Raw genomic sequence first — 23,160 nt, 5'->3', positions numbered from 1 at the left:
TCTCTTTTTCATCTTGTAACGTATGAAGTGTAAAAAGGAAGGGAGTGAAATGCAGCAAATGTCCTACAAACTGATAGGGTCATGTTTAGCCGCTTCATTAAGCTTCTTTGCGGCTGGCTGTCAAGAAAGTACAAAAGAAACAAATGCTCCAAATGAAGAAGAGAGGCTTGGAGAAGAACAAGAGTGGTCTTACGGCGGAGAGACCGGACCTGAGCATTGGGGTAATTTAGATCCGGCGTATGCGGACTGTGTCAATGGTAATGAACAATCACCTGTTAATATTGAGTTTTCCCAAGTGGCAGAGGGGGAGGATAACGCAGGGAACATGGAAATTAATTATCAGCCTGCTGTCTTTACCTTTGTTCATAATGGACATACCATTCAAGCGGAAAATCCATCAGAAGTCAACCGCCTCACCATTGATGAAAAAGAATACGAACTCGCGCAGTTTCACTTTCACACACCAAGTGAACACGAATTTAATGGGGAAAAGTATGAAATGGAACTTCACCTCGTTCATGAAGGTGAAAATGGCCAACTAGCGGTGCTTGGAGTAATGCTGCAGGAAGGAGAGGAAAATGAAGAGCTTTCGAAGGCGTGGGAGAACCTTCCAGAAACAGAAAGGGAAGAAGATATAACAGTAGATGATCCCATTGACGTACAGGCTCTTCTCCCAGAGAACCAAGAGTCATTCTATTATGATGGTTCACTTACTACTCCGCCGTGTACAGAAGAAGTGAAATGGAGCATTTTTGAACAGCCAATGGAAATGTCCAAAGAGCAAATAGAAGATTTTCAGCGTATTTTTCCTGATAACCACCGGCCTGTTCAAGAGCAGAATGACCGCGGCATAATGAAAAGTCTCAATTAACCTTAGAGAAACGTTTACTCACTGCCGTTTTCTTCTTTTTGACTTGCAGAAGGCGTAACAGCACTCTGCATGTTTGATATGTCAATGATACGCCTGTTGTGTGTACCATGGAAAAACATAATTTATTGTTTTAGTGCTCGAATCAATAAGGACAGGGGAGGAGTAATCATCCTCGCACCTGTCCTTGTTCTCTACTGACAGAAAAAGATAACATGTTAGCATAGTTCAGTCATTGAGTCGTCAGCGTGCTGAAAAAATTCGTGTGCGCGCAAAGGACAAGGGGAACATGACATTCTCCTTATGAATACACTTTTGGATTTTTGGAAATAACGGCGTTGACTACATATTTATGAAAGAACCATTCGCCAAGTCCAATAAGAACAGCAGTTAATAAGGCCAGTATAAAGGAGACAGGTTCATTTAAGATAAACGGGCCGATCAGCCAGATGACGAGTGTACACAGTCCAATATCGGCAATTGTCGATACGGTATTGTTAGTGGCGTCTAAAATAAATAAATCACCAATGATATAAGCAGTCCCAACAACAATCAAACTTAATCCCAGAGTGTTTAAGAACGGATAACCGTTCATCAGCGATAAAACAATAACAAGAATAAACATCACAAGAATCGTTTTTACGACTAACGCAATAACGTGATTCATGGACTCCTCCTTTCTTTATCTCATAAGCATCAATCATCCGCTAATTTTAAGGCTGCTTTAGATGCTTTTACTTCTACTTTTAATTGTTCATCCAAATCGCTTGGATAGTAATAGCCTTTTTTCATCATATATTGGCTGATTTGTTCATGAGTGTCGATGGCATCATGCAGTTGGGCACGCAGGATCTCTCTTACCTCTGGTGTCGCAGATTCTGTTATCGCAAACGTTATATTTCGTACAGCAGATTTGGCAGAAATGAGAAAATCTGTTGCGATAACTTGGTCCGTCATGCCAGCCATCCCTGCTGCTTTTTGAAGCATATTCGTCATGACGATACCTCTCTCTCTTTTAAAAGTTCCGCTAATTGTTCGACGTGCTGCTTTCCTTTGTTCGTTTCGGCAGCCAGGATGCTTTTCAGCTCTTTACAACCTGCTAAGCCTTGCATAGTAGATGCTTTTGTTAATGTGATATTTTTCAAAGTTAAAATCTCTTGAAGCTCCAAGCGTTCATGCAGAGCTAATTTTGCAGCCATGTTTTCACTCCTCTTTCCTTCCACTTTGTTTTTAGGTTGCGTCATTCCCGGCATCTTATTCTCTGATATGCATAGACAAACATTTATCGTGAAAAATACATAGTAGTCCTTAAAACGCGAGGAGGTATGGACATGGGGAGAGAAGATTTGTCATTTCATGAAACCATGGATTGTCATGAGTTATTAAATGCTAAAACGGTGGCATTATTAAAGTCAAAAATGATGCAAGGCATTGTGTTTGATGAAGACCTGCGCGCGTTGATAGAAAAAAACGTACAACTCTCCATTAATGACATCAAAGAGCTGCAGCGCCTTTATGCCTATACAAACACACAGTAGGAGGGAGTACTTATGGAAGATTATTTAGATCCGGTTAACTCAGTCGGAATGCCGGAACAAGTTGATTCAGCGATTGCGCTGGATTTGTTAATTTCCGTCAAAGAAGCAGTACGGAACTACGCAATTGCCCTCACAGAATCGGCCAGTCCAGAAGTAAGAACAACGATTCGAAATCAAATGGAAGCGGCGATGGATTATCAAGCGGAAGTGGTGGATTTGATGGTGAAGAAAAAATGGTTTTATCCCAATGATACAGGCACACAGCAAGCACTCGATATGCAGGCGGCGCAAACAGCGGTGGAGATCGCCGGGCTCAAGCTGTTTCCTGACAATCACAACCGTAAAGGATTATTTCCAACCCCTCCGCAATAAAAGCAGGAAACATAGAGGAGAGATAGACGATGAAAGCAGTCACGTATCAGGGGGTTAAAAACGTTGCAGTGAAAGACGTGGACGCTCCCAGCATTCAAAAAGCGGATGATATCATTGTGAAATTAACCAATACCGCCATTTGCGGATCTGACTTACATTTAATTCACGGCATGATTCCAAACATTCAAGAAAATTATATTATCGGTCACGAACCAATGGGCGTTGTAGAAGAAACAGGTCCTGACGTAACAGCAATAAAAAAAGGAGACCGCGTTGTCATTCCGTTTAACGTAAGCTGCGGAAAATGCTGGTTTTGTGAAAATGAATTAGAAAGCCAGTGTGACAATGCAAATGATAACGGAGAGATGGGGGCATATTTCGGGTATTCGGGGACCACCGGCGGATACCCCGGCGGACAAGCTGAATACATGCGTGTTCCATATGGGAATTTTACCCCTTATAAGATTCCTGAAAGCAGTGAAGTGGACGACAGCAATTTAGTGCTTATTGCCGATGCTGGTGTTACAGCTTATTGGAGTATAGATAACTCCGGCATGAAAAAAGGAGATACGGTTATCATTTTAGGCTGCGGTCCGGTTGGACTGCTGGCACAGAAATTTGCCTGGTTAAAAGGGGCAGGGCGGGTTATTGCCGTCGATTACGTTGGGTATCGTCTTGAGCATGCGAAGCGTACGAATAATGTAGAAGTCATTAATTTTGAAGAGTACGATAACGCAGGAGAATATTTGCATGATATGACAAAAGGCGGGGCGGACGTCGTTGTTGATTGTGTCGGAATGGACGGGAAGATGACAGACCTGGAGTTTCTTGCGACGGGGCTTAAGCTTCACGGAGGATCGATGGGGGCATTAACAATGGCGAGCCAAGCGGTGCGAAAAGGCGGGAACATTCAAGTGACCGGCGTGTATGCCTCGCGGTATAACGCTTTTCCGTTTGGCGATATTTTTCAGCGCAACGTAAATATTAGAACCGGACAAGCACCAGTGATTCACTACATGCCATTTGTACACGACCTTATTTCACAAGGGAAGGTCGATTTAAGTGACATTATTACGCACACCCTGCCGTTAGAAGAAGCCAAATATGGATACGAAATATTTGATACAAAAATGGAAGACTGTATCAAAGTAGTATTAAAACCGTAGCCGGAGGTATAATTCCATAGAGTCATTGAAGCTTTCGCATCTAAAAGGAGTTGGATAACGATAATCCAATTCCTTTTTTTTGTTTAAAATGCCTGAGCCCCGTTTGTTTACTTTTCTCCGCTGGTACATATTAACATATATGAAAAACAAGATTTCGATAAATAACTATAAAAAAGAAGTGATGATATACAATATGTTGACGTATTTGCTGGAAAGAGATACAATAGTCAAACGCTCTCCTGCCCTTTCCAATAAATAAAAGGGAGGTTATGTTATGGCGAAAAAAGCTTTAATGGAAAAGAAGCCAAAATACAAGGTACAAGAATATACCCGTTGTGAACGTTGCGGAAGACCTCACTCCGTTCTTCGTAAATTTAAATTGTGCCGGATCTGTTTCCGCGAGCTTGCCTATAAAGGCCAAATTCCAGGCGTGAAAAAAGCAAGCTGGTAGGAAGTCCTGCGTTAGAAGCTGCACACAGGGAAAGAATAAACGAAATCACATGGGATGGTGCATCGCACTCCCGTGTGATTTTTTTATAAGATGAGAAAGTATAAAAGATTGGTGTTTTCATAGTCCAGCGCAAACGCCTGAGCAGCTGGGCGCTTGCGCTTTTCTTTGGAAGACAGGAAGTATATGTGTTGATTGTTATTTTAAAGAGTTTTCATCTATACGCTATCCGAAGCAGAGCGGAATACGGGCGACTCCTGCGGGAATAGCATGAGACGAAGATCCCGCAAACGGGGCATGCACTTCAGCACCGTTCGAGGAGGATGGGGCCATACGCGCGGAAAGCGTCCCGTCTGCAGCAGATGCGTTCTAAAGCAGCAGCGTCTGCGGTGACAAGGACGGTGGCTGAGCGGGTTTTTCAACCACCGTTTTTCTTATATGGGAGTGCTGAGCAAAAAATTTTTCGAAAAAGAATTAGTGGAAGGTTATATAATGGACAGCAGGGGAAAAGTGATGCACTAGGAAGGTTTATTCCATGCGAAATATATTGGTTTTTGTTGAAGAATTGGAATAATTGAGATTTTATTATGCAATTTGTCCTTATATCATTTATAATGAGGATGGAATGCATCCACTATCAATAATCTTAGGAGGTTCTTTGTAATGGCAACAGCAGCTATGAATGAAAACATTAAAGTATTTAAACAGGGTATTTCTGATATCGTTGAAGTTCTAAACAAGACAGATGAATCCGTTCTCTATGTGAAACCTTCTGAAAAAGAATGGTCTGCCATGCAAATTGCTGCCCACGTTGTAGAAGCTGTGGACTTTTGGGTCGATGACCTAGAAGCATTATTAATTGTGCCTGATGGAAAATGGGGACGCAATCATGAACATGTACACCGTTTAGTGGCGGTAAAAGAAAGCGTTGTAGATCAATTGAAAAGAGAAGACGTGATAGAAGATCTGCAAAACTTAGTACCAAAAGTAGAAGCAGCACTGTCAAAAGTGAAAGAAGAAGATCTTGACATTAAAGCACCAAGCTATAATCCAAATTTTGATGGGAAGCCATTATCATTCTTAATTGATCACTTAATTGTGCAGCACGTTGTTGGCCATCATGACCAAATCTTGCGCCACTTGGCAAAAGTGCAATAACATATTACAGCATTCGTGCAGTCCATCTGGAGCCTTTTTCACAGGCTTCGGATGGACTTTTTTGTATTAATAGAACAGGACAGCGGCGTTTCTTATACAGTGATCATGAGGTAAGCGGGGATGAAGATATGAACGAAAGACGGCACAGCTGTCTTTTCAACGGTTGAAACAAGGATGTCAGATGGTTTAAAAGAGAAATGTGTAGCTTTATCATCGTAAAAGGAATAATATTTTTGAGGAACAGGCGCATCCCTTGAGTGCCCCTCTGCTTTTAGACTATGATATGGGTATTATTCACTGTCGTGGTGAAAGGGAAAGAGGAATGAACAGGATGAAACAGTTTTACAGTGATGTTTTCCAATACAGGGGCACCCATTATGACTTTGGTTATTGGCAAGGGAAGCTTCTAAAGGATTCGCCGATTCTCTTGAATCGCGAAAAACAATGGGGACCAAGGCAGCATCGCCACTTTTTGATTGATCCAGTAACATATAAAGATATAATGCTAACATTTGCACCAGCCATACTAGATGAAATTCGCGGTCTTGCTGATGCGCTTCATATGAACATGGACAAGGCGTTTCGTCTGTTTGGCGGATATTATTTAGAGTATACGAGAAGCGGCTGTTCCATTTTTACTGACTCTCGTTTTATGATTCGCAATTATGACAGTCACCCGAGAGGTTATGAAGGGCGTTATGTGTTGTACGAACCGTCCGATCAAGGATTTGCGGTGATTGGACCATCAATGCAAATAACAGGACGAATCGATGGAATGAACGAAAAAGGATTAGTGATGGGGTACAACTTCACCAACAGAACAAAATCAGGAGACGGATTTCTGTGCAATATGATTGGCCGCCTTATTTTGGAGACGTGTGCCAATGTAAAAGAAGCCATCTCCTTGTTGAAAGCTGTTCCGCATAGACATTCGTTTAGTTATGTTTTGTTAGACCCCGATGGAGCGTCTTATGTTGTGGAAGCATCTCCTAGGCAAGTCGCTGTACGAAAGTCGAGCGTATGCACGAACCATTTTCATGTGCTAAGTAAAGAAAACCGTTACCGCCAAGAGGAAACACGCCGCCGGGAGGCTGTCATACATAACCAGCAGCAGGATGCACAAAGTGCTTATCAAGCTTTCAAAGTAATGAATGACCCTGCTCATGGCGTGTTTTCAAAAAAATATGATGCAGCAGCAGGCACCATTCACACGTCGATGTACTTTCCGAAAGAGAAAAAAGCATGGTTTGTGATTGGTCCCGATCGAAAACCAGTTATTTTCGATTTTTCTAAGTGGCTTAAAGGAGACAATGTAAACATCAAACGAATCAAAGGAGAACTTGATTATTCTCACCCGTTTGTCAATATGGGATAAAAAAAGTGCTTAAATGAAAGACTCAAGAACATTGGTCCATCCAACATTCTTGAGTCTTTTTTTAATCCAGATAATCCGTTTCAAATGGATTGTCGCGCTTTTCGTTTTGTACAGATATCCATTGCACAGTAGTGAATTCTTCTAAGGACCATTCTCCTCCAAAGCGGCCAAGTCCAGAGTCTTTTTCTCCGCCGAACGCAATCAGCGGTTCATCGTTGACGCTTTGGTCATTGACATGTACCATGCCTGTGTGAAGCTGCTTGGCAACTTCTACACCTCTTTCCACAGAACCTGCATGGACAGCACCGCTGAGACCGTACTGGGTATCATTGGCGATGTGAACAGCTTCTTCGTCACTGTCAGCAGGTATGATTGTAGCCACTGGCCCAAACATTTCATTTTTCGCGGTTGCCACATCGTTGGTTCCGGTCAGCACATAAGGGTGAAGGATATTTCCTTCTGCTTTTCCTTCTAGAACGATTTCCGCTCCTTGGCTTTTTGCTTTTTCGATGTTTTCTAAAATACCGTCTACTGATTTTCTATTAATCAGCGGACCAATCAGATTTTCTTTATTCTTTGGATCTCCCACCTTTATTTTTTTCACGCTATCCACAAACTTTTGAACGAACTCTTCATATTTATCACGGTGTACGATAATGCGGTTAATGGCCATACAAACCTGGCCGTTGTGCATAAATTTGCCAAAAAGAGCGGACCCTGCTGCACGATCTATATCTGCATCATGCAGGACGATTAATGCGTTGTTACCGCCTAGCTCGAGCACCGCTTTTTTGATGTGTTTGCCGCAAAGTTCTCCAATATGCCGGCCGACCGGGGTAGATCCTGTAAAAGAAATCAACCGAGGGATAGGGTGTTCTACAAAAGCGTCCCCTGTTTCTTTTCGGTCAGGTACAAGAACATTTAACAATCCTTTCGGAATGCCGGCTTCTTCAAAGACTTTGGCAATCAAGAAGCCGCCAGTGACAGCTGTTTGTCTGTCCGGCTTTACGACCACGCCGTTGCCGGCAGCTAGAGCCGGAGCGACCGAGCGCATCGCTAAATACATTGGGAAATTGAATGGGCCGATTACCCCGACCACGCCCAATGGTTTGCGGTAAATTCTGTTTTCTTTTCCTGCTATCAGGGAAGGGACGATTTGGCCATCCATCCGAAGTGGAAAAGAGGAAGCTTCACGGGTAATCGCAATAACAAAGTCGATTTCCACATTTGCTTTTAGATGAGACGATCCGCCTTCCTCGATTAAATGTTCTACGATTTCCTCTCGTCGTTCCTCCAAAATGTGAACTGCTTTTTCGATAATAGAGGAACGTTCAAAAGGATTTCGTTTGGCCCACTCTGTTTGAGCGTTTCGTGCAGATGTATAAGCTTCATCAATATCGTCAGCAGTGGCCATTTTAATTTTCCCAAGCACTTCACCGCTATATGGGTTTGTCACTTCATTGATTGACGATCCGCCTCCATCTCTCCATTTCCCTGCAATGTAGTGTTGATGAAGATTTTGATATGTTTCCATAAGCATCCCTGCCTTTTTTCGTTTATCGCTTCACGAGTTATGACACCAATGATAGGGTTTCCAATATGGCGTGTGCTATTCGAAAAGAGTTTGTTTTGCAAAAAAAATAGAAAGCAGGGGTAAGGACGGACCGCTGTTGTGCCGGGGAGACAGAACAAATGTACATCATGGACAATGAATAATAAGCCAGCAAAAAATTGTACATTATTGTATATTGTCACTTGGACGTCCTCCCAGACATACATTGGTAAAGTGTATCAGCCTAGAAAAACGTTAGGAGGATCATCATATGGAAGAAGAATTCATGAATCAAAAGGGACAGTCAGACAGCAGAGAAGAAGAGCATTTTCCGATGACACCAGATTATTACCCTGGTACTCAACAAACACCGTTTTATAGTCCTGCACCGTCGTTTGCGTTTTACCCTGTACACGTTCAGCCAGATTATCGCGGGTATAGCCCAGCCTATCATTTTTATGCACAGCAGCCCCATGCAGGTACTTATCCGAATTATCCAGCAGAGCAGCAGGGAGAACGCTCAGCAGCTGAGCAGCGCAATATGCCTGAGTTGTGCAGAAGGTATCAATATCACTTGGTACAAATGGAAGGAACAGACGGCCAGATATATGATGGCATTATTGAAGATGTTGACAATGACAACGTCTATTTGTTAGAACCTGCAGGAGATGACAATGATATGGACCGCCAGCCGCCATATGGTTTTGGCTTCGGTTACGGGGGATATCCTCCGTATGGATACGGATACCCAAGAAGATTTCGTCGTTTCCGGCGCAGACGTTATCCATACTTTTTCTTTAGACGACTCTTTTTCCCGTTTTTTTACTAAATGTTTGAATGAATGATATGTTTTGGAATAGGTATAAAAAGATGGAAAAGTTTTGATGAGGCCGGGATACAAGTATAGGAACCATATAATAATCCGAACTGATTTATGAAAAATCAGTTCGGATTATTTGTTTATCACAAGAATTTCTATCGCTGCTCCCAACATACGTCGCTTTCCGCAGGAGTCTCTGTATGTGGACGACGTTTGCTTAAAATATGCTTTTATATCTTATTGTTCGGCTTTTGAGCAACCTGTTCTGGACTTGTCCCAGTCTCATTTTACACGGATAGAAAAGCATAAAAGTTGGCGTTTTTTTAATCTTATTCAAGCGCCCAGCTGATTAAGCCCACACAACGTGACGCTCTTAGCCGAACTTTCTTCTTTCAAGGTGCTTGCGCTTTTCTTATCAAGAGAGAAATTTATGGTAATGTCTTATAAAGGTGCTTTATTCAGCGATAAAGAATCTTTAATCCCCTCTTTTAGAACTTCAAAATATTCTGGAGTGAATCGCTCCCTGTGATGAACAGCATACACTCGGTTTTCAACATTAGTAAGTATATTTTGAAGAGGAAAGATTCCCAACTCGTCTCTTTCTGAGATTTCAATTCCACTTAGAGGAATGATACTTATCCCCCATTCTTTCTTAACCATAGACTTGATCATTTCAATATTGCCAATTTCCATTTCATCAATATAGTTGATGCCAATCATTTCTTTCCTTATATCATCAAATAGTGGTGATTTCACTTTGTATGGAATAAGTACTTCTCCATTTAAATCAGCTGTGGTAATTTCTGTTTTCTTATCCCATTTTTCATTACGTGGATAAATGAGAACAAGATTATCCTCTGTTAAATAATCAGCTTGTAACTCTTTGTATAAATTTTTTATACTTCGTACGATACAAATATCTAGCTCTTTGTTCAGTGTTTTAGCCAAAAGGTCTGCAGAATCATCACCTTCAATTAAATGGATAGAGACATCAAACCTGTCTTTTAATATTTCAATGGTTGAAAGAATCACTGATTGACAAAATCCAGGAGCAAACCCAATCTTCATCGTTGGTTCTCGTAAAACATGAACAGCAGATTTTGCTTGATTCATCAAATTTAAAATCTGATCAGCATATTCAGCTAGAAGTTCACCTTCGTCTGTAATAGCTAGTTTATAGCCTTCTCGATTAAACAATTTACAATCAAGCTCTATTTCCAAATTTTTGACTCTTGCGGTAACGGTGGGCTGGGTAACTAATAGTTCTTCAGCAGCACGTGAAAAGTTAAGGTGCTTTCGAATCATCATAAATGTTAGCAGTTGATCATAATCCATGAATTTCCCTCCATCTCAAAAAAATGTTTTAAAAAATATAAGAATATTAAAGAAAATTACAATTTCATTTTAATTAAATAAGGCTGTATACTTAAGGTATCAAATATTAGAAATATTAAAATAAATTAAATAATAATTATATATTCTTTAAATTAAAAAAGCCTGTAAATTAAAATCTTTAAAATGTAAGCGTTTTAACTAATGATAATACAAGAATTTTTGAAAAAGTCAAAGGAGGCAGTAAGCAATGGGGATTCAACATCGTACCTTAGAAGGGCAAACAGCTATCGTAACCGGCTCTTCCAATGGGATTGGAACAGCCATCGCTCATCGGCTGGGGGAAGAAGGGGCTAACGTTATGATCACTGGTATGAATGAAGAGAGAACGAAAAAAGTCTGTGAGGAAGTGGCGGAGCAACATGATGTAAAAAGCCATTATTTTTTAGGAGATTTATCGTTGGAAAAAAATGTTATGGACATGGTAGAGCAAACAGTAGATCAACTAGGAAACATTGATATTTTAGTCAATAACGCTGGTGGAGGAGTTATTTTACCATTTTTGGAACATGATGCAGAAACACTGAAGAAAACGATTGACCGTAATCTGTGGACAGTCATATGGCCTTGTCGTTACGTTCTTCCTCATATGGTAGAGCAAAACTATGGTCGCATTATTATGGTTGGGGCAGACTCCGTTCGAAATGGTTTATGGCAGCATGCTGCTTATAACGCTGCTAAGGGTGGAGGGCACGCTTTAACTACAGGACTTGCCAGGGAATTTGCACCTTATGATATCACGGTAAACACAATAGCACCCCCTGCTGTTGAAGGAGAACAATATGAAAATTTTAAACAAAAAAATCCAGAGATGGCCCAAAAGTATATAGATATTATTCCAAAGGGAAGGGCAGCAAAAATGGAAGAAGTTGCCGATGCAGTTTGGTATCTAGCATCAGAGCGAGCATCCTTTATTACTGGACAAGTTATTAGTGTTAATGGTGGCAGCACTATGCTGTAATCCACATAGTAGAGAGAGTGATAGTATTGATTATTGATGTTCATACTCATTTCGTTCCGGAAAATATACCGAATATGACAAACCGCCTTGGCGGGGATAGGTGGCCCATATCACAATGTGTCTGTGGCAGTGAATCTCATAAACATATTATGATTTCCGGGAAGAATTTCAGAACGATAACAGATCAATGTTGGAGCGGAAAAAGACGTATAGAAGACATGGACGCAGAAGGAGTAGATGCCCACGTTTTATCACCTATGCCAGAGTTGCTGTCTTACTGGTTTGATCCTGAAGATACATTAGATTTCTCTCGTTTGATCAATGAGGAATTGTCTCACATCATACGGACAAATCCTAAAAAGTTTTTTGGGTTAGGGATGCTGCCTCTTCAAGACCCAGAATTGGCGGCGAAAGAAATTAGCGTGTTGAAGCGGGACTTCGGGTTACAAGGTGCGGAAATTGGGACTCATGTTAATGGAAGGTCGATTGGTGATCCATTCTTTGAACCTTTCTTTGCAGAGGCTGAGGCACAGAGCTTTTCAATTTTTGTGCATCCACTGCACCCAGCCGGAACGGATAGAATAGTTGGTCCGGGGGTATTACAGGCACTTATCAATTTTCCAACAGATACAGCTTTTGCGCTGGCCTCGCTTATCACAGGCGGAATATTACAAAAATACCCTGATTTAAGAATACTAGCCAGCCATGGCGGGGGAGCCTTTTCATCCATTTTACCTAGATTGAATGCGGGATGGAGCAAATTTAAAGATGTTTATGAATTAAGTGGAGAATCCCCCGAGTTTTATGCTAAAAAATTATATTTCGATACATTAGTGTATGATTCTAGAAGTTTAGAAAACTTATTAAATATATTTGAGGTTAATCAATTAGTTATTGGATCGGATTATCCATTTAGTATTCGAGAGAAAAATCCCGGACATTGGAGGAACAGTTTGTCAGTCAACACAGAGGAATGGGAAAAAATAGCGTATAAAAATTGTTTGTCGTTTCTGCATCTATCAAGCGAAGCGTTTATAACAAGCTGAGAGTTATAGTACGTGGCAAAGGAGGAGATTGAAACACAGTGGAGTTCATTTTACAGAGAGAATTGTAAGCGATTACTAACAAAAAGGAGGTTATTTTTATGGATAATAAAGCAATAGCACAGAAGAAAAAAACTAATTTAGTAGTGGAAGATCATACAAACGAAAAGTTTGAGGTGCATCGCAGCGTCTTTACAAACGAAACTATCTTAGATGAAGAAATGGAGAAAATTTTCAGTACGTGCTGGCTTTATATCGGCCATGAATCCGAACTGCCTAACAAAGGAGATTTTAGAAGGCGGAAAGTTGGAGGAAGAAATCTTATTTTCACCCGTAGTAAAGATGGAGAAATCCGTGCTTTGTATAATACTTGTCCTCACCGAGGTGCGATGGTGTGCAGGGAATCAAAAGGGAATGCAAAAGTATTTCAATGTTTTTATCATGCATGGACCTTTAGTAATAAGGGGGAGTTAGTCGGATTGCCCGACAAGGAATCTTTTCCAGATACTTTTAACTGCGATGGCAGCAAAAACTTATTACAAGTGAAGCGTTTAGATAGCTACCGAGGGTTTGTATTTATTAATTTTAATGACGAAGCAGAGCCTCTAGAAGAATATTTAGGAAATGCCAAAACGTACATTGACTTAGTTGCAGATCAGTCCGAAGAAGGAATGAAAATTATTGGTGATCCGCAGGAATACAGTATGCGGGCGAACTGGAAGTTACTTAGTGAAAATAGTATGGATTCTTATCACGGTCTTCCAACGCACAAAACTTACTTTGAAATCGTTGCGACACGGGGCGGAGAACTCTCTAAAGATAATTTTACAGGAGTAGGCTTAGACTTAGGGAACGGTCACGGGGTAGTAGAGTATACAGCGCCATGGGGACGCCCTGTTGCAAAGTGGATGCCGGCGTGGGGAGAAGACGGTAGAAAAGAAATTGAAAAAACGTATAAGCGATTGGTAGAGAAGTATGGGGAAGAAAGAGCACATCGTATATCCAATAACAGTAGAAACATGACAATATTTCCTAACCTGGTGATTAATGACATTATGGGGATCACAGTCCGAACTTTTAATCCTATTAGTCCAGGATATATGGAAGTAAGTGGATACGCATTGGCACCGGTAGAGGAAAGCAAGGACTTTAATGTACGTCGTATGGATAACTTTTTAGAGTTTTTAGGACCAGGTGGGTTTGCTACTCCTGATGATAATGAGGCTTTAGAACTTTGTCAGGAAGGCTATGAAAATAATTATGAAGTGGAATGGAATGATATTTCTAAAGGGATGACAAAAGAGCAACCGGCTTCTGGAGATGAAGAACAAATGCGAGGTTTTTGGAGACAGTGGAACAGACTAATGACTAAATAATAAAGGAGGTAAGAAAAATGTCAGTGACGGAAATGAAAATCACAAGAGAGGAAATAGAGAACTTTTTGTACCATGAAGCGGAACTGCTGGATGAGTGGAAGTTGAAAGAATGGGTGACTCTGTTTACCGATAATGGTTCCTATATTATCCCGCCTGTCACAGAACCAGATGCTGAATTTCCGAACAATGTATTTTTGGCCTATGACGACCGGGCAAGATTGGAACAAAGAGCCTTAAGGCTGCTTAAAAAAGAAGCTCATGTAGAATTCCCGCACTCTACTACTCTCCATAATATTTCAAATATTCGAATTGAAAAAGTGGAAAGCAACGTAGCGTATGTTAAATCGAATTTCATCACATATCGCACCAAACGACAGGTCTTAGATACATTTATAGGAGTAAATGAATACCAATTAGTTTTTCAAAATCAAGCAATAAAAATTCAACAGAAAAAAGTGAAATTAAAACTAGATAATTTGAGGCCGCAAGGAAAAGTTAGTTTCATACTTTAGGAAACTAATGCTGTACTATCCGATTATGTTTACAAATGGAGGGATGTATGATGGGAGATATTTTAGGTGTTGGATTAACTCACTTTCCTTTTTTAAATAATAAAGATGAAAATATGACAACAGTTTTAAAAGCGATGCGTAAAAATCCCAATTTGCCAGACGAATTAAAAGAAGTTTCTGGCTGGCCTGAAGCAATGAGAGAAGAATTTGGAGATGATGAAGGGCTATCAGCAGCACAAAAGCACCGTGAAGAATGTGTTCAAGAGTTTCGGAAGTTACGTCAAGAAATCGAAGAATTTAATCCGGATTTTATTGTTGTTTTTGGAGACGACCAATATGAAAACTTTAAAGAGGATATTATTCCTTCCTTTTGTATAGGAGCTTATGATTCTGTCATCTCAAAAAACAAATTCGCAAAAAACAATGTTTGGGATGAAGATGTCGACAAAACATTTAAGATACAGGGGCATCGAACTGGAGGAAAGACACTGGCAAGTGATTTAATTCTAGATGGGTTTGATGTTGCTTATGCATATGAACCGGCTCATTTTGACGGATTGCCACACGCATTTATGAATACCGTCCTTTACTTGGATTATGATAGAAAAGGTTTTGAGTTTCCATTAGTTCCATTTCAAGTGAATTGTTACGGTCGCAACGTGATTGCGCAAAAAGGAGGGTTGCCTGATTTTTCACAAGAACTTTCAAAAGAAGATTTGGACCCTCCCGCCCCAACCCCTAAACGTTGTTTTGAATTGGGAGCAGCAGTAGCAAGATCAATCAAAAAAAGCCCATATCGAGTAGCAGTTGTGGCATCATCTAGTTGGTCTCATGCCTTTTTAGTAGAAAAAAACAATTTCCTTTACCCAGACTTAGAAGCAGACCGTAAGTTGTACAACACGATGGTACACGGCGAGTATGATTATTGGCGGCATTTATCTCCATATGCTATCGAAGAAAGCGGCCAACAGGAAGTGTTGAATTGGATGTGTTTACTCGGAGCAATGGAAGAACTAGGGTATAAGGAACCTACAGACAGTAAATTTATTGAAACGTACATTATGAACTCAAGTAAAACGTTTGCTGTTTACAAATAATCTACCATAAAATTGGAAGTCTTTGAATGAGAGGAAGGTCGAGATGACTGATATTCAAGAAAAAACAGTACACACTGGAGAAGTTCAAACCCATTATTGGGAGGCCGGAGCAGGGCGGCCTATGGTTTTACTGCATGGCGGTGGAGCAGGTGCAGATGCTTGGGGAAATTGGAATAAAGTAATTAATCAGTTTGTAGAAAAAGGATTCCATGTTTATGCATACGATGCGATAGGTTTTGGAGAAACAGAAAAACCTGATCCAAATTCATTTTCTTATTCTCAGGAAGCAAGAGTAAATCAAGCAATCCAATTTATTGATCAGTTAGGAATTGACAAGCCAGTTTTAGTCGGAAATTCCATGGGAGGATTAACCAGCCTGGGTGTTGCTATTAGAAAACCAGAAAAAATCAGTGAATTAATTCTTATGGGAGTAGGAAAGCCAAAAGCGGATTCTAGTGGTTTTAAATCCCTTCTAAATTATGACATTGGTAAAGATTATATGTACAAAATTGTGCGGAATTTAACGAATGAAGATTTCGAGGTTAGTGAGGACATGGTGGATTATAGGTTGCGGTTAACACAAAAGCCAGGAGCGATGGAGGCTTATAACGCAATCATGGAAGGGATTGTTGCTTTTGAGTTTGATGATGAAGATTTAAAAAATATTAAAAACAAGGCGTTCCTTGTCCATGGAAAGGCTGATCAAATGGTGCCAAAAGAGCGTTCCTACCACCTGCTGGAAACATTAGAAAATACGTGGATGTATGTGATGCCCCATTGTGGACACTGGGCGATGATAGAGTATCCTGAAGAATTTGTGAGGGTAACGAGTGACTTCCTTCAATATCACTAAAAGGAAATCATAGCAGGGAATCTAATAAATACAACACTATAGGAGGAGTCTTTGGTGACAACCAAATACGCAAATATAAGTGATTTATCACAGAAGTTGTATGATGCAGAAATGACAGGGAAGTCTATTAAACCATTAGTAGACTTCTGGCCGGAAATGACTGTAGATGACGCATACTACATTCAGTTAGAGAACATTAAACGAAAAAAACAAGAAGGGCAGCAGGTAATGGGGAAGAAGATAGGCCTTACATCGAAGCCTATGCAGGAATTGCTTGGTGTAAATGAACCTGATTACGGCCACTTATTAAACACAATGCAAGTAAAAAACGGAGAAAAAGTTCCAAAAGGAAAACTTCTACAGCCAAAAGTAGAAGGGGAAATCGCATTTGTTTTGGATAAAACTTTGCAAGGACCCAATGTGACCATGGAAGAGGTGTTGAATGCGACGCGTTATGTGTTGCCGGCAATTGAGATTGTAGACAGTAGAGTGCAGGAGTGGAAAATTACATTAAAAGACACGGTAGCAGATAATGCATCTTCTGGTCTTTATGTACTCGGTGATGAGCCTGTAGAACCTCATAAATATGACTTATCAGAACTGGGCATGGTTTTGTATCGAAATGGTAATGTGATAAACCGAGGAGCTGGTTTAGAGGCGTTAGGCCATCCGGCTATATGTGTGGCTTGGCTTGCCAATCGCCTATCACATTTTAATATTTCTTTAGAAGCAGGAGAAGTTATATTATCAGGTGCTCTGTCCAAAGCCATAGAAGGACAAGAAGGAGATCTCTTTGAAGTCGAAGTGGAGAACCTTGGTACTGTGAGTGTTAATCTTTAATAAAAGGAGGTGAGCCTTAATAATGAGTCAACAGTTGAAAGTTGCCATTATAGGCTCCGGAAATATCGGGACAGATTTAATGTTCAAAATTATGGAATCAGATAAATTAGACCTTACCGGTGTCATTGGGATTGACCATGCATCGGAAGGTCTAAGGATAGCGAGAGATAATAAAATCCTTACGTATTCGCAAGGTATCAAGGAATTCATAGAAAAAAACAAAAAGAATATGCCGGATGTCGTGTTTGATGCGACATCAGCAAAAGCTCATATAGCAAATGCCGAACAGCTAAAACCTTTTTCTACGAAAATACTGGATTTAACACCAGCTAAGCTGGGTCCAGCGGTGGTACCGCCGGTTAATCTTGATAGGCTAACAGATGAAAAAGATTTAAATTTAATCACGTGTGGGGGGCAAGCAACGATTCCGGTTGTACATGCTGTCAATCGAATACAATCCGTGGCTTATGCTGAAATTGTGGCAACGATTTCAAGTAAAAGTGCAGGGCCAGGGACAAGGGAAAATATTGATGAGTTCACACAGACAACTTCATGGGGAATTGAAAATATTGGGGGCGCTAATACAGGAAAAGCAATTATTATATTGAATCCGGCGGAACCTCCTATACTTATGAGAGATACGGTTTATTGTGAGTTAGATGATGCAGAGGCTAACGAAATGGAGATTACAGAATCAATTCACAATGTTGTGAAAGAAGTCCAGCAATATGTCCCAGGATACAAATTACGAGCAGAGCCCATTTTTGATGGGAATACAGTTACTATGTTTATGGAGGTTGAAGGGGCTGGTCACTATCTGCCGTCTTATTCTGGAAACCTTGATATTATGACAGCGGCCTCTGTTCGTGTCGCTGAGCAAATGGCTGAATTGAGCCCAGCAGCGGATTCGCCAGCAAATTAATGAGAGGGTGTATCGAAAACGATGAAAAAAGATGTTTTAATTACAGAGGTAGCATTGCGTGATGGAAGTCATGCAGTTTCCCATCAATTTACAATAAATCAAGTGGAAACAATTGTAGAACATTTAGACAAAGCAAATGTTCCATATATCGAAGTGGCACATGGGGATGGTTTAGGAGGGTCATCTCTTCAATATGGCCGCTCCAAAGTGGATGAGATGAAGTTAATCGAAGCGGCAGTGGCGAAGAGTCATAACTCCAAAATTGCCACTTTATTGCTCCCCGGTATTGGAACAAAAAAACATTTGCAACAAGCGCGAGAGCTTGGTGTTCATATGGCAAGAGTTGCCACTCATGTAACTGAAGCAGATGTGTCAGCCCAACATATTAATCTAGCAAAAGAAATGGACATGGAGACTGTAGGTTTTTTAATGATGGCGCATATGGTACCTACGACAAAACTGGTGGAGCAGGCCAAACTGATGGAAAGTTACGGGGCAGATATCGTTTACGTGGTAGATTCAGCAGGTGCGCTCTTGCCTCATCAAGTGAAAGAACGAATCAAAGCGCTTAAGGAAGAATTGGGAGTAGAAATTGGATTTCATGGTCATAATAATCTGTCTGTAGCCATGGGAAATACCATCGAAGCTATCCACGCGGGGGCTTCACGTATTGATGGAAGCATTCGTTGTCTAGGGGCAGGTGCTGGTAATACGCAAACGGAAGTCTTAATCGGTGTACTAGAAAAGCTAGGAATTTCAACAGGAGTTGATATGTACAAGATTATGGATGTTGCTGAATATCAAGTGGCACCTTTACTTCCTAAGCCTCAAGAAATCACAAAAGATAGTTTAGCAATGGGTTATGCGGGGGTATACTCAAGTTTTTTGCTTCACGCACGCCGTGCAGCTGAAAAATACAATGTAGATACCCGTGATATTCTCGTTAAACTTGGGGAGTTAAAAGCAGTAGGCGGCCAAGAAGACATGATTGTAGATATTGCTCAAGAAATGGCTAAAAATGAAAATCCAATGCATATTTAATTTTTTTCTTCGAATGAAAAGTTCGTTGAAAAAATTTCCCCCATTTTTCTAAGTGATCCTCAACGTATTCATCAAGTAAAAAATATAGCAATATAACACATTCCTTTAATAACATATCATAAATGTAGAAAGAGGTTTTTATATGAAAGAACATCACGAAAAATATGATATTACCATTATTGGTGGTGGGCCTGCCGGTTTATTTACAGCCTTTTACGCAGGTTTAAGGCAGATGTCAGTAAAAATTATTGAAAGCCTCCCGCAATTGGGAGGTCAACTGGCTGCTCTTTATCCAGAAAAATACATTTATGATGTTGCTGGTTTTCCAAAAGTAAAAGCCCAAGAACTGGTCAATCAATTATTGGAGCAAGCCAATTATTTTAACCCTGCCGTTTGTGTTGGAGAAATGGCAGAAACCCTGGAGACCCTGGAAGATGGAACGATTAAACTAACCACAAATCGGGGAGAACATTACACCAAAACAGTAGTACTTACTGCAGGTAATGGAGCATTTCGGCCAAGAAAGCTCCAGCTAGATGAAGCTGTATCATATGAAGACCAAAATTTACACTACTTTATTAAAGATTTAAATCAATTTAAAGGAAAGAATGTAGTGATTTTCGGTGGTGGCGATTCGGCTGTGGACTGGTCGCTCATGTTAGAGCCATTAGCTAAGAGTGTAACCCTTATTCATCGAAGAGAAAAGTTTCGCGCGCATGAGCATAGCATCAAGCAATTATTTAGCAGCGGTGTTAATATAAAAACGCCTTATGTGCCCTACAGTATAAGGGGAAACAGCAATGGTATTCAAGAAGTAGTGATACAACACAGTAAAGAGGAAGATGAACTTCAGTTCTTAGAAGTGGATGATGTTATTGTCAATTTTGGATTTATAGCTTCATTAGGACCTATGAAGGAATGGGGATTAGAAATTGAAAAAAATTCAATTGTTGTCAACTCAAAGATGGAAACAAATATTCCAGGGGTCTATGCAGCTGGAGATATATGTACCTATGACGGCAAGGTGAAATTAATCGCTACTGGATTTGGCGAGGCACCTGTAGCTGTTAGTAACGCAAAGTCCTGTCTGGATCCTAAAGCTAAATTACAGCCACAGCATAGCACGTCGATATTTGCTTAATAAATGAGAGAGGAGGAACGGTATGGTACGGGTGTGTCCACAGCATGTAAAAGATGGACTGCGAGCAATGGAAGTACCACACATTGTAAAATTCATGTCTTCAATCCCTTGTCAATTTTGCAAGCAACAGTCCCACTATGTTATTTCAGAATAATACGGAAAGGGAAGAAAAAATGCTGACTAGTCACGAAGACGTACACACGATAAACAGATTTAGGGGGAGTTAAATGACGGAAAATAAAGTGGGTTTCCAGAATGGGGTTTCTGATTTTATAAGTGACATTAACCCTAGAAATACTGGTACTGGTATGGCAGCAGGCATTTTTGGTTTGAGTGCTGGAGTAGTAATGATAAGTGCAGGACAAGCCGCGGGACTAAATCCCAATTTTATCATAGCATGGGTCACGGGACAGTTTCTACTTTGTGGATTATTTGGAATTTTCATTCCAACTTATTATCGACAGCCAATACCTATGGCCACTTCTATTCCAGGGGCTTTGTTATTTACAGCAGTTATACCTTCTGTGGGATTAGGTCCTGCACTAGGGGCGACATTGATTGCTGGTGTTTTAAGCTTTATTATTGGGAAGTCTGGCTTGATGGGTAAGCTGATACACTACATTCCATCTCCCATTATTATGGGGATGGTTGGAGGCGTATTGCTCAGTTTTGGATTAGGGATGATAACACCTTTGGAAAATGCTTTTATTCCAGCAATTTTAATGATATCAGCTTTTTTCATTGTGACTAAGTATTTGCCGAAGTTTCCGGCAGTGCTTGGTGCACTAATGATAGGATTGCTTTATATATTTATTAGTGATATTAGCTTTACCGGTGTCGAATTTGTGGTTAACTATCCAAGCTTTGTTCTTCCAGAGTTCACCTTGTCAGCTTTTCTTGCTTATGGATTACCTTTGACAATTATTCTTATTGGAATGGAAACACCTGCAGGAGTGGGGTTGTTAAAGTCGGTGGGCTTTAAACAAGTTCCAACCAACGGTATTACCTCGGCGAACGGAATTGGAACAATCGTTGGGTCATTTTTTAACTTGCACAGTCTTTGTATTGCTGCTCCTATGACAGGCATCTGTTCTTCACCTGAATCAGGGAAGTTAGAGGCTAGATGGGTGAGTGCCGTAATTGTAGGGATAATATTTTTCGTGGCCGCCCCTTTTTATGGTATTCTCGTATCATTATTAGAAATAACTCCAGGTTTCATACCAGCCATTATCGCAGGACTGGCGTTAATGAGTGTACTCATCACAACTATTGGAGGCTCCTTAGGGGCTTCAAATTACAAAATGGGCGCTCTCATTGCTTTTTTGACAGCTGCATCTGATATTACGTTATTAGGAATTGGGTCATCTTTTTGGGCTTTAGTGTTTGGTGTCGTTGTGTCTTTGTTCATAGAAACAGCAGATTTTAAACAACAAAAATTCGAACGTTATGATAAAAATGGCGAAGAATCTGTACAAATGGCGAAGTAGCTTGTTTTTAAAATAAACTGAATATTATAAAAATATAACGGTAAGCGTTAAGCAACCCTCATTCCTATTATTCATATAAAGCGGAGAAAACAACACGATGTCATGATAGGATGAGGGTAACACATTTTTAATGTAATATCCGTTGGAAGAAAGGACAAGAAGAGTGATGGCATTCATTGAGGAGATTTCAAAAAGGCTTCCTTTTCTTATCGTATTTACTGCAATAGTGACATATTTCTCTCCGGTTTATTTAGAAACGGCTGCATGGATTCCGAGCTTTCTGTTAGGCATCGTCATTTTCTTTACGGGTCTTTCTATGAATCTAGGGGCCGTTCGAGGGATAAAACAGAAGAAAAAAGTATTATTGTTGGCCGCCTTTTTGAAGTGGACGGTGACGGTTTTTATCTCTATTGCTTTAGCGTACATATTCTTTTCTGAAGAAGCAGAGATTGCTGCCGGGCTCATATTATCCGGAACAGTTCCCAGTGCGACGGCTGCTACACTGTACACGTTTTTAGCAGGCGGAAACACCGCTTTAGTGATTGCAGGATCCTTAATAGACACTGGTATCAGTCCTCTTGTGACACTGCTTGCTATGATGAATATACCCGATAATCAAGTGAGTATTACATTTATTGATCTGTTACAATCATTTGTTTTAATTGTTATTCTGCCATTATCTGTCGGGATTTTTGTGCAGCGGCTTTTCCCTCAAGCGATTCAGTACTCCAAACCTTTAACGAAATTGGGATCTTCTCTTGCTCTTTTGTGTATCGTACATATTATTGTCGGGGAAGGAGCTGAAGCGATTGCTTCACGCATCGAACTGCTGCCATTGCTGGTTGTCGTTATTTTTATTCAAGTCGCACTGCCGATGGGGCTTGGCTATTACATTGCCAAAAAGGCTAGGACAAAAGAGGAAGACGCACGTGCCATTTTATTTCATGTTGGGCTGTGCAACACAGCTTTGGCTGCGATATTAGCTTTTGAATTTATAGGAGAGCTTGGAGCTGCGCCGCCCATTATCAATACCATTATTAACCTGTCAGTTGGTTCATTTATCGCTAACCGTTTGGGACATCGACAATCAGGGAGAAACATTGGCCAGCAGCAAAATCAATTATCGTCCTAGAAAAGGTATGTATCTTTGCTTTATCTAATTACAATGACTGCCTTACGATGTAAGTGAAAGGCTTTA

The 23,160-nt window shown here is 40.5% G+C and carries 25 protein-coding genes; 20 read left to right on the top strand and 5 right to left on the bottom strand.

The features are described from left to right. The first annotated feature begins 49 nt into the window (after window positions 1–49). Window positions 50–871: a carbonic anhydrase gene (locus BLT18_RS08990; protein ID WP_245705224.1), complete on the top strand. Its 822-nt coding sequence runs from the start codon at window positions 50–52 to the stop codon at window positions 869–871. A gap of 298 nt (window positions 872–1,169) precedes the next feature. Here BLT18_RS08990 and BLT18_RS08985 read toward each other — a convergent pair whose 3' ends face one another. From BLT18_RS08985 to BLT18_RS08975, 3 genes are read right to left on the bottom strand one after another with little or no spacing between them, the layout of a single operon-like run. Beyond that, window positions 1,170–1,535: a DUF2512 family protein gene (locus tag BLT18_RS08985; protein ID WP_091273203.1), complete on the bottom strand. Its 366-nt coding sequence runs from the start codon at window positions 1,533–1,535 to the stop codon at window positions 1,170–1,172. Window positions 1,536–1,564: 29 nt separating this feature from the next. After that, window positions 1,565–1,864, bottom strand: coding sequence for a spore coat protein (locus BLT18_RS08980; RefSeq protein WP_091273201.1), 300 nt, complete (start codon window positions 1,862–1,864; stop codon window positions 1,565–1,567). After that, window positions 1,861–2,067 carry a hypothetical protein gene (locus BLT18_RS08975; RefSeq protein WP_091273199.1) on the bottom strand — a complete coding sequence of 69 codons (207 nt, stop codon included), beginning with the start codon at window positions 2,065–2,067 and terminating at the stop codon, window positions 1,861–1,863. Before BLT18_RS08975 ends, BLT18_RS08980 begins: the two co-directional genes overlap by 4 nt. 132 nt (window positions 2,068–2,199) lie before the next feature. On the opposite strand from BLT18_RS08975, the gene BLT18_RS08970 reads away from it, so the two are divergent. The 6 genes from BLT18_RS08970 (at window position 2,200) to BLT18_RS08940 (ending at window position 6,925) form a co-directional block, all read left to right on the top strand. Next, on the top strand, window positions 2,200–2,406 hold the full coding sequence (locus BLT18_RS08970) for a spore coat protein (RefSeq protein WP_091273170.1): 207 nt from the start codon (window positions 2,200–2,202) through the stop codon (window positions 2,404–2,406). Between the two features lie 12 nt (window positions 2,407–2,418). Then, on the top strand, window positions 2,419–2,778 hold the full coding sequence (locus BLT18_RS08965; RefSeq protein WP_091273168.1) for a spore coat protein: 360 nt from the start codon (window positions 2,419–2,421) through the stop codon (window positions 2,776–2,778). 29 nt (window positions 2,779–2,807) lie between these two features. After that, complete coding sequence (locus tag BLT18_RS08960) at window positions 2,808–3,944, top strand: zinc-dependent alcohol dehydrogenase (RefSeq protein ID WP_091273167.1); 1,137 nt, start codon at window positions 2,808–2,810, stop codon at window positions 3,942–3,944. 274 nt (window positions 3,945–4,218) lie between these two features. After that, window positions 4,219–4,395 carry a type Z 30S ribosomal protein S14 gene (locus tag BLT18_RS08955; RefSeq protein ID WP_091273165.1) on the top strand — a complete coding sequence of 59 codons (177 nt, stop codon included), beginning with the start codon at window positions 4,219–4,221 and terminating at the stop codon, window positions 4,393–4,395. 660 nt (window positions 4,396–5,055) lie between these two features. Next, window positions 5,056–5,550 carry a DinB family protein gene (locus BLT18_RS08945; RefSeq protein WP_091273162.1) on the top strand — a complete coding sequence of 165 codons (495 nt, stop codon included), beginning with the start codon at window positions 5,056–5,058 and terminating at the stop codon, window positions 5,548–5,550. 331 nt (window positions 5,551–5,881) lie between these two features. Next, window positions 5,882–6,925 carry a C45 family autoproteolytic acyltransferase/hydolase gene (locus BLT18_RS08940; RefSeq protein WP_091273161.1) on the top strand — a complete coding sequence of 348 codons (1,044 nt, stop codon included), beginning with the start codon at window positions 5,882–5,884 and terminating at the stop codon, window positions 6,923–6,925. A 61-nt stretch (window positions 6,926–6,986) separates the two neighbouring features. Here BLT18_RS08940 and BLT18_RS08935 read toward each other — a convergent pair whose 3' ends face one another. Then, window positions 6,987–8,459: an aldehyde dehydrogenase family protein gene (locus BLT18_RS08935; RefSeq protein WP_091273159.1), complete on the bottom strand. Its 1,473-nt coding sequence runs from the start codon at window positions 8,457–8,459 to the stop codon at window positions 6,987–6,989. 289 nt (window positions 8,460–8,748) lie between these two features. On the opposite strand from BLT18_RS08935, the gene BLT18_RS08930 reads away from it, so the two are divergent. Continuing rightward, window positions 8,749–9,306, top strand: coding sequence for a hypothetical protein (locus BLT18_RS08930; RefSeq protein ID WP_091273158.1), 558 nt, complete (start codon window positions 8,749–8,751; stop codon window positions 9,304–9,306). A 432-nt stretch (window positions 9,307–9,738) separates the two neighbouring features. Here the strand turns inward: BLT18_RS08930 and BLT18_RS08925 are convergent, their stop codons facing one another. Beyond that, complete coding sequence (locus tag BLT18_RS08925) at window positions 9,739–10,632, bottom strand: LysR family transcriptional regulator (protein ID WP_091273156.1); 894 nt, start codon at window positions 10,630–10,632, stop codon at window positions 9,739–9,741. Window positions 10,633–10,879: 247 nt separating this feature from the next. On the opposite strand from BLT18_RS08925, the gene BLT18_RS08920 reads away from it, so the two are divergent. The 12 genes from BLT18_RS08920 to BLT18_RS08865 all read left to right on the top strand — a co-directional run bounded on the left by BLT18_RS08920 (window position 10,880) and on the right by BLT18_RS08865 (window position 23,094). Continuing rightward, window positions 10,880–11,650 carry an SDR family NAD(P)-dependent oxidoreductase gene (locus BLT18_RS08920; protein WP_091273154.1) on the top strand — a complete coding sequence of 257 codons (771 nt, stop codon included), beginning with the start codon at window positions 10,880–10,882 and terminating at the stop codon, window positions 11,648–11,650. Window positions 11,651–11,676: 26 nt separating this feature from the next. After that, window positions 11,677–12,696, top strand: a complete 1,020-nt coding sequence (locus BLT18_RS08915) for an amidohydrolase family protein (RefSeq protein ID WP_175487442.1) — start codon at window positions 11,677–11,679, stop codon at window positions 12,694–12,696. Between the two features lie 98 nt (window positions 12,697–12,794). After that, window positions 12,795–14,069, top strand: coding sequence for an aromatic ring-hydroxylating oxygenase subunit alpha (locus BLT18_RS08910; protein WP_091273153.1), 1,275 nt, complete (start codon window positions 12,795–12,797; stop codon window positions 14,067–14,069). A 17-nt stretch (window positions 14,070–14,086) separates the two neighbouring features. Further along, a complete protein-coding gene (locus BLT18_RS08905; protein ID WP_245705223.1) occupies window positions 14,087–14,581 on the top strand; it encodes an aromatic-ring-hydroxylating dioxygenase subunit beta in 495 nt (164 codons plus the stop codon). A gap of 50 nt (window positions 14,582–14,631) precedes the next feature. Then, window positions 14,632–15,678 carry a DODA-type extradiol aromatic ring-opening family dioxygenase gene (locus tag BLT18_RS08900; protein ID WP_175487441.1) on the top strand — a complete coding sequence of 349 codons (1,047 nt, stop codon included), beginning with the start codon at window positions 14,632–14,634 and terminating at the stop codon, window positions 15,676–15,678. Between the two features lie 43 nt (window positions 15,679–15,721). Beyond that, window positions 15,722–16,531, top strand: coding sequence for an alpha/beta fold hydrolase (locus BLT18_RS08895; protein WP_091273150.1), 810 nt, complete (start codon window positions 15,722–15,724; stop codon window positions 16,529–16,531). Between the two features lie 54 nt (window positions 16,532–16,585). Further along, on the top strand, window positions 16,586–17,371 hold the full coding sequence (locus BLT18_RS08890) for a 2-keto-4-pentenoate hydratase (RefSeq protein WP_322787564.1): 786 nt from the start codon (window positions 16,586–16,588) through the stop codon (window positions 17,369–17,371). Between the two features lie 22 nt (window positions 17,372–17,393). Further along, a complete protein-coding gene (locus tag BLT18_RS08885; protein ID WP_091273148.1) occupies window positions 17,394–18,293 on the top strand; it encodes an acetaldehyde dehydrogenase (acetylating) in 900 nt (299 codons plus the stop codon). A gap of 21 nt (window positions 18,294–18,314) precedes the next feature. Further along, window positions 18,315–19,334, top strand: coding sequence for a 4-hydroxy-2-oxovalerate aldolase (gene dmpG, locus BLT18_RS08880; RefSeq protein WP_091273147.1), 1,020 nt, complete (start codon window positions 18,315–18,317; stop codon window positions 19,332–19,334). 142 nt (window positions 19,335–19,476) lie between these two features. Then, entirely contained in the window at window positions 19,477–20,475 is a 999-nt protein-coding gene (locus BLT18_RS08875) for an NAD(P)/FAD-dependent oxidoreductase (RefSeq protein WP_091273145.1), read from the top strand. 227 nt (window positions 20,476–20,702) lie between these two features. Beyond that, window positions 20,703–21,962 (top strand): benzoate/H(+) symporter BenE family transporter, encoded by a 1,260-nt coding sequence (locus BLT18_RS08870; RefSeq protein WP_091273144.1) that lies wholly within the window; start codon window positions 20,703–20,705, stop codon window positions 21,960–21,962. A gap of 166 nt (window positions 21,963–22,128) precedes the next feature. Continuing rightward, on the top strand, window positions 22,129–23,094 hold the full coding sequence (locus tag BLT18_RS08865) for a bile acid:sodium symporter family protein (RefSeq protein WP_091273142.1): 966 nt from the start codon (window positions 22,129–22,131) through the stop codon (window positions 23,092–23,094). Window positions 23,095–23,160: the final 66 nt, after the last annotated feature.

It is taken from the genome of Alteribacillus persepolensis (assembly GCF_900099605.1).
GTDB lineage: Bacteria > Bacillota > Bacilli > Bacillales > Marinococcaceae > Alteribacillus > Alteribacillus persepolensis.
This window is presented reverse-complemented; position numbering and strand designations above follow the sequence as displayed.

Coding starts and splice junctions, on each gene's coding strand:
- BLT18_RS08990 (WP_245705224.1), top strand. CDS start 50: ATGCAGCAAATGTCCTACAAACTGATAGGGTCATGTTTAGCCGCTTCA.
- BLT18_RS08985 (WP_091273203.1), bottom strand. CDS start 1,535: ATGAATCACGTTATTGCGTTAGTCGTAAAAACGATTCTTGTGATGTTT.
- BLT18_RS08980 (WP_091273201.1), bottom strand. CDS start 1,864: ATGACGAATATGCTTCAAAAAGCAGCAGGGATGGCTGGCATGACGGAC.
- BLT18_RS08975 (WP_091273199.1), bottom strand. CDS start 2,067: ATGGCTGCAAAATTAGCTCTGCATGAACGCTTGGAGCTTCAAGAGATT.
- BLT18_RS08970 (WP_091273170.1), top strand. CDS start 2,200: ATGGGGAGAGAAGATTTGTCATTTCATGAAACCATGGATTGTCATGAG.
- BLT18_RS08965 (WP_091273168.1), top strand. CDS start 2,419: ATGGAAGATTATTTAGATCCGGTTAACTCAGTCGGAATGCCGGAACAA.
- BLT18_RS08960 (WP_091273167.1), top strand. CDS start 2,808: ATGAAAGCAGTCACGTATCAGGGGGTTAAAAACGTTGCAGTGAAAGAC.
- BLT18_RS08955 (WP_091273165.1), top strand. CDS start 4,219: ATGGCGAAAAAAGCTTTAATGGAAAAGAAGCCAAAATACAAGGTACAA.
- BLT18_RS08945 (WP_091273162.1), top strand. CDS start 5,056: ATGGCAACAGCAGCTATGAATGAAAACATTAAAGTATTTAAACAGGGT.
- BLT18_RS08940 (WP_091273161.1), top strand. CDS start 5,882: ATGAAACAGTTTTACAGTGATGTTTTCCAATACAGGGGCACCCATTAT.
- BLT18_RS08935 (WP_091273159.1), bottom strand. CDS start 8,459: ATGGAAACATATCAAAATCTTCATCAACACTACATTGCAGGGAAATGG.
- BLT18_RS08930 (WP_091273158.1), top strand. CDS start 8,749: ATGGAAGAAGAATTCATGAATCAAAAGGGACAGTCAGACAGCAGAGAA.
- BLT18_RS08925 (WP_091273156.1), bottom strand. CDS start 10,632: ATGGATTATGATCAACTGCTAACATTTATGATGATTCGAAAGCACCTT.
- BLT18_RS08920 (WP_091273154.1), top strand. CDS start 10,880: ATGGGGATTCAACATCGTACCTTAGAAGGGCAAACAGCTATCGTAACC.
- BLT18_RS08910 (WP_091273153.1), top strand. CDS start 12,795: ATGGATAATAAAGCAATAGCACAGAAGAAAAAAACTAATTTAGTAGTG.
- BLT18_RS08905 (WP_245705223.1), top strand. CDS start 14,087: ATGTCAGTGACGGAAATGAAAATCACAAGAGAGGAAATAGAGAACTTT.
- BLT18_RS08900 (WP_175487441.1), top strand. CDS start 14,632: ATGGGAGATATTTTAGGTGTTGGATTAACTCACTTTCCTTTTTTAAAT.
- BLT18_RS08895 (WP_091273150.1), top strand. CDS start 15,722: ATGACTGATATTCAAGAAAAAACAGTACACACTGGAGAAGTTCAAACC.
- BLT18_RS08885 (WP_091273148.1), top strand. CDS start 17,394: ATGAGTCAACAGTTGAAAGTTGCCATTATAGGCTCCGGAAATATCGGG.
- dmpG (WP_091273147.1), top strand. CDS start 18,315: ATGAAAAAAGATGTTTTAATTACAGAGGTAGCATTGCGTGATGGAAGT.
- BLT18_RS08875 (WP_091273145.1), top strand. CDS start 19,477: ATGAAAGAACATCACGAAAAATATGATATTACCATTATTGGTGGTGGG.
- BLT18_RS08870 (WP_091273144.1), top strand. CDS start 20,703: ATGACGGAAAATAAAGTGGGTTTCCAGAATGGGGTTTCTGATTTTATA.
- BLT18_RS08865 (WP_091273142.1), top strand. CDS start 22,129: ATGGCATTCATTGAGGAGATTTCAAAAAGGCTTCCTTTTCTTATCGTA.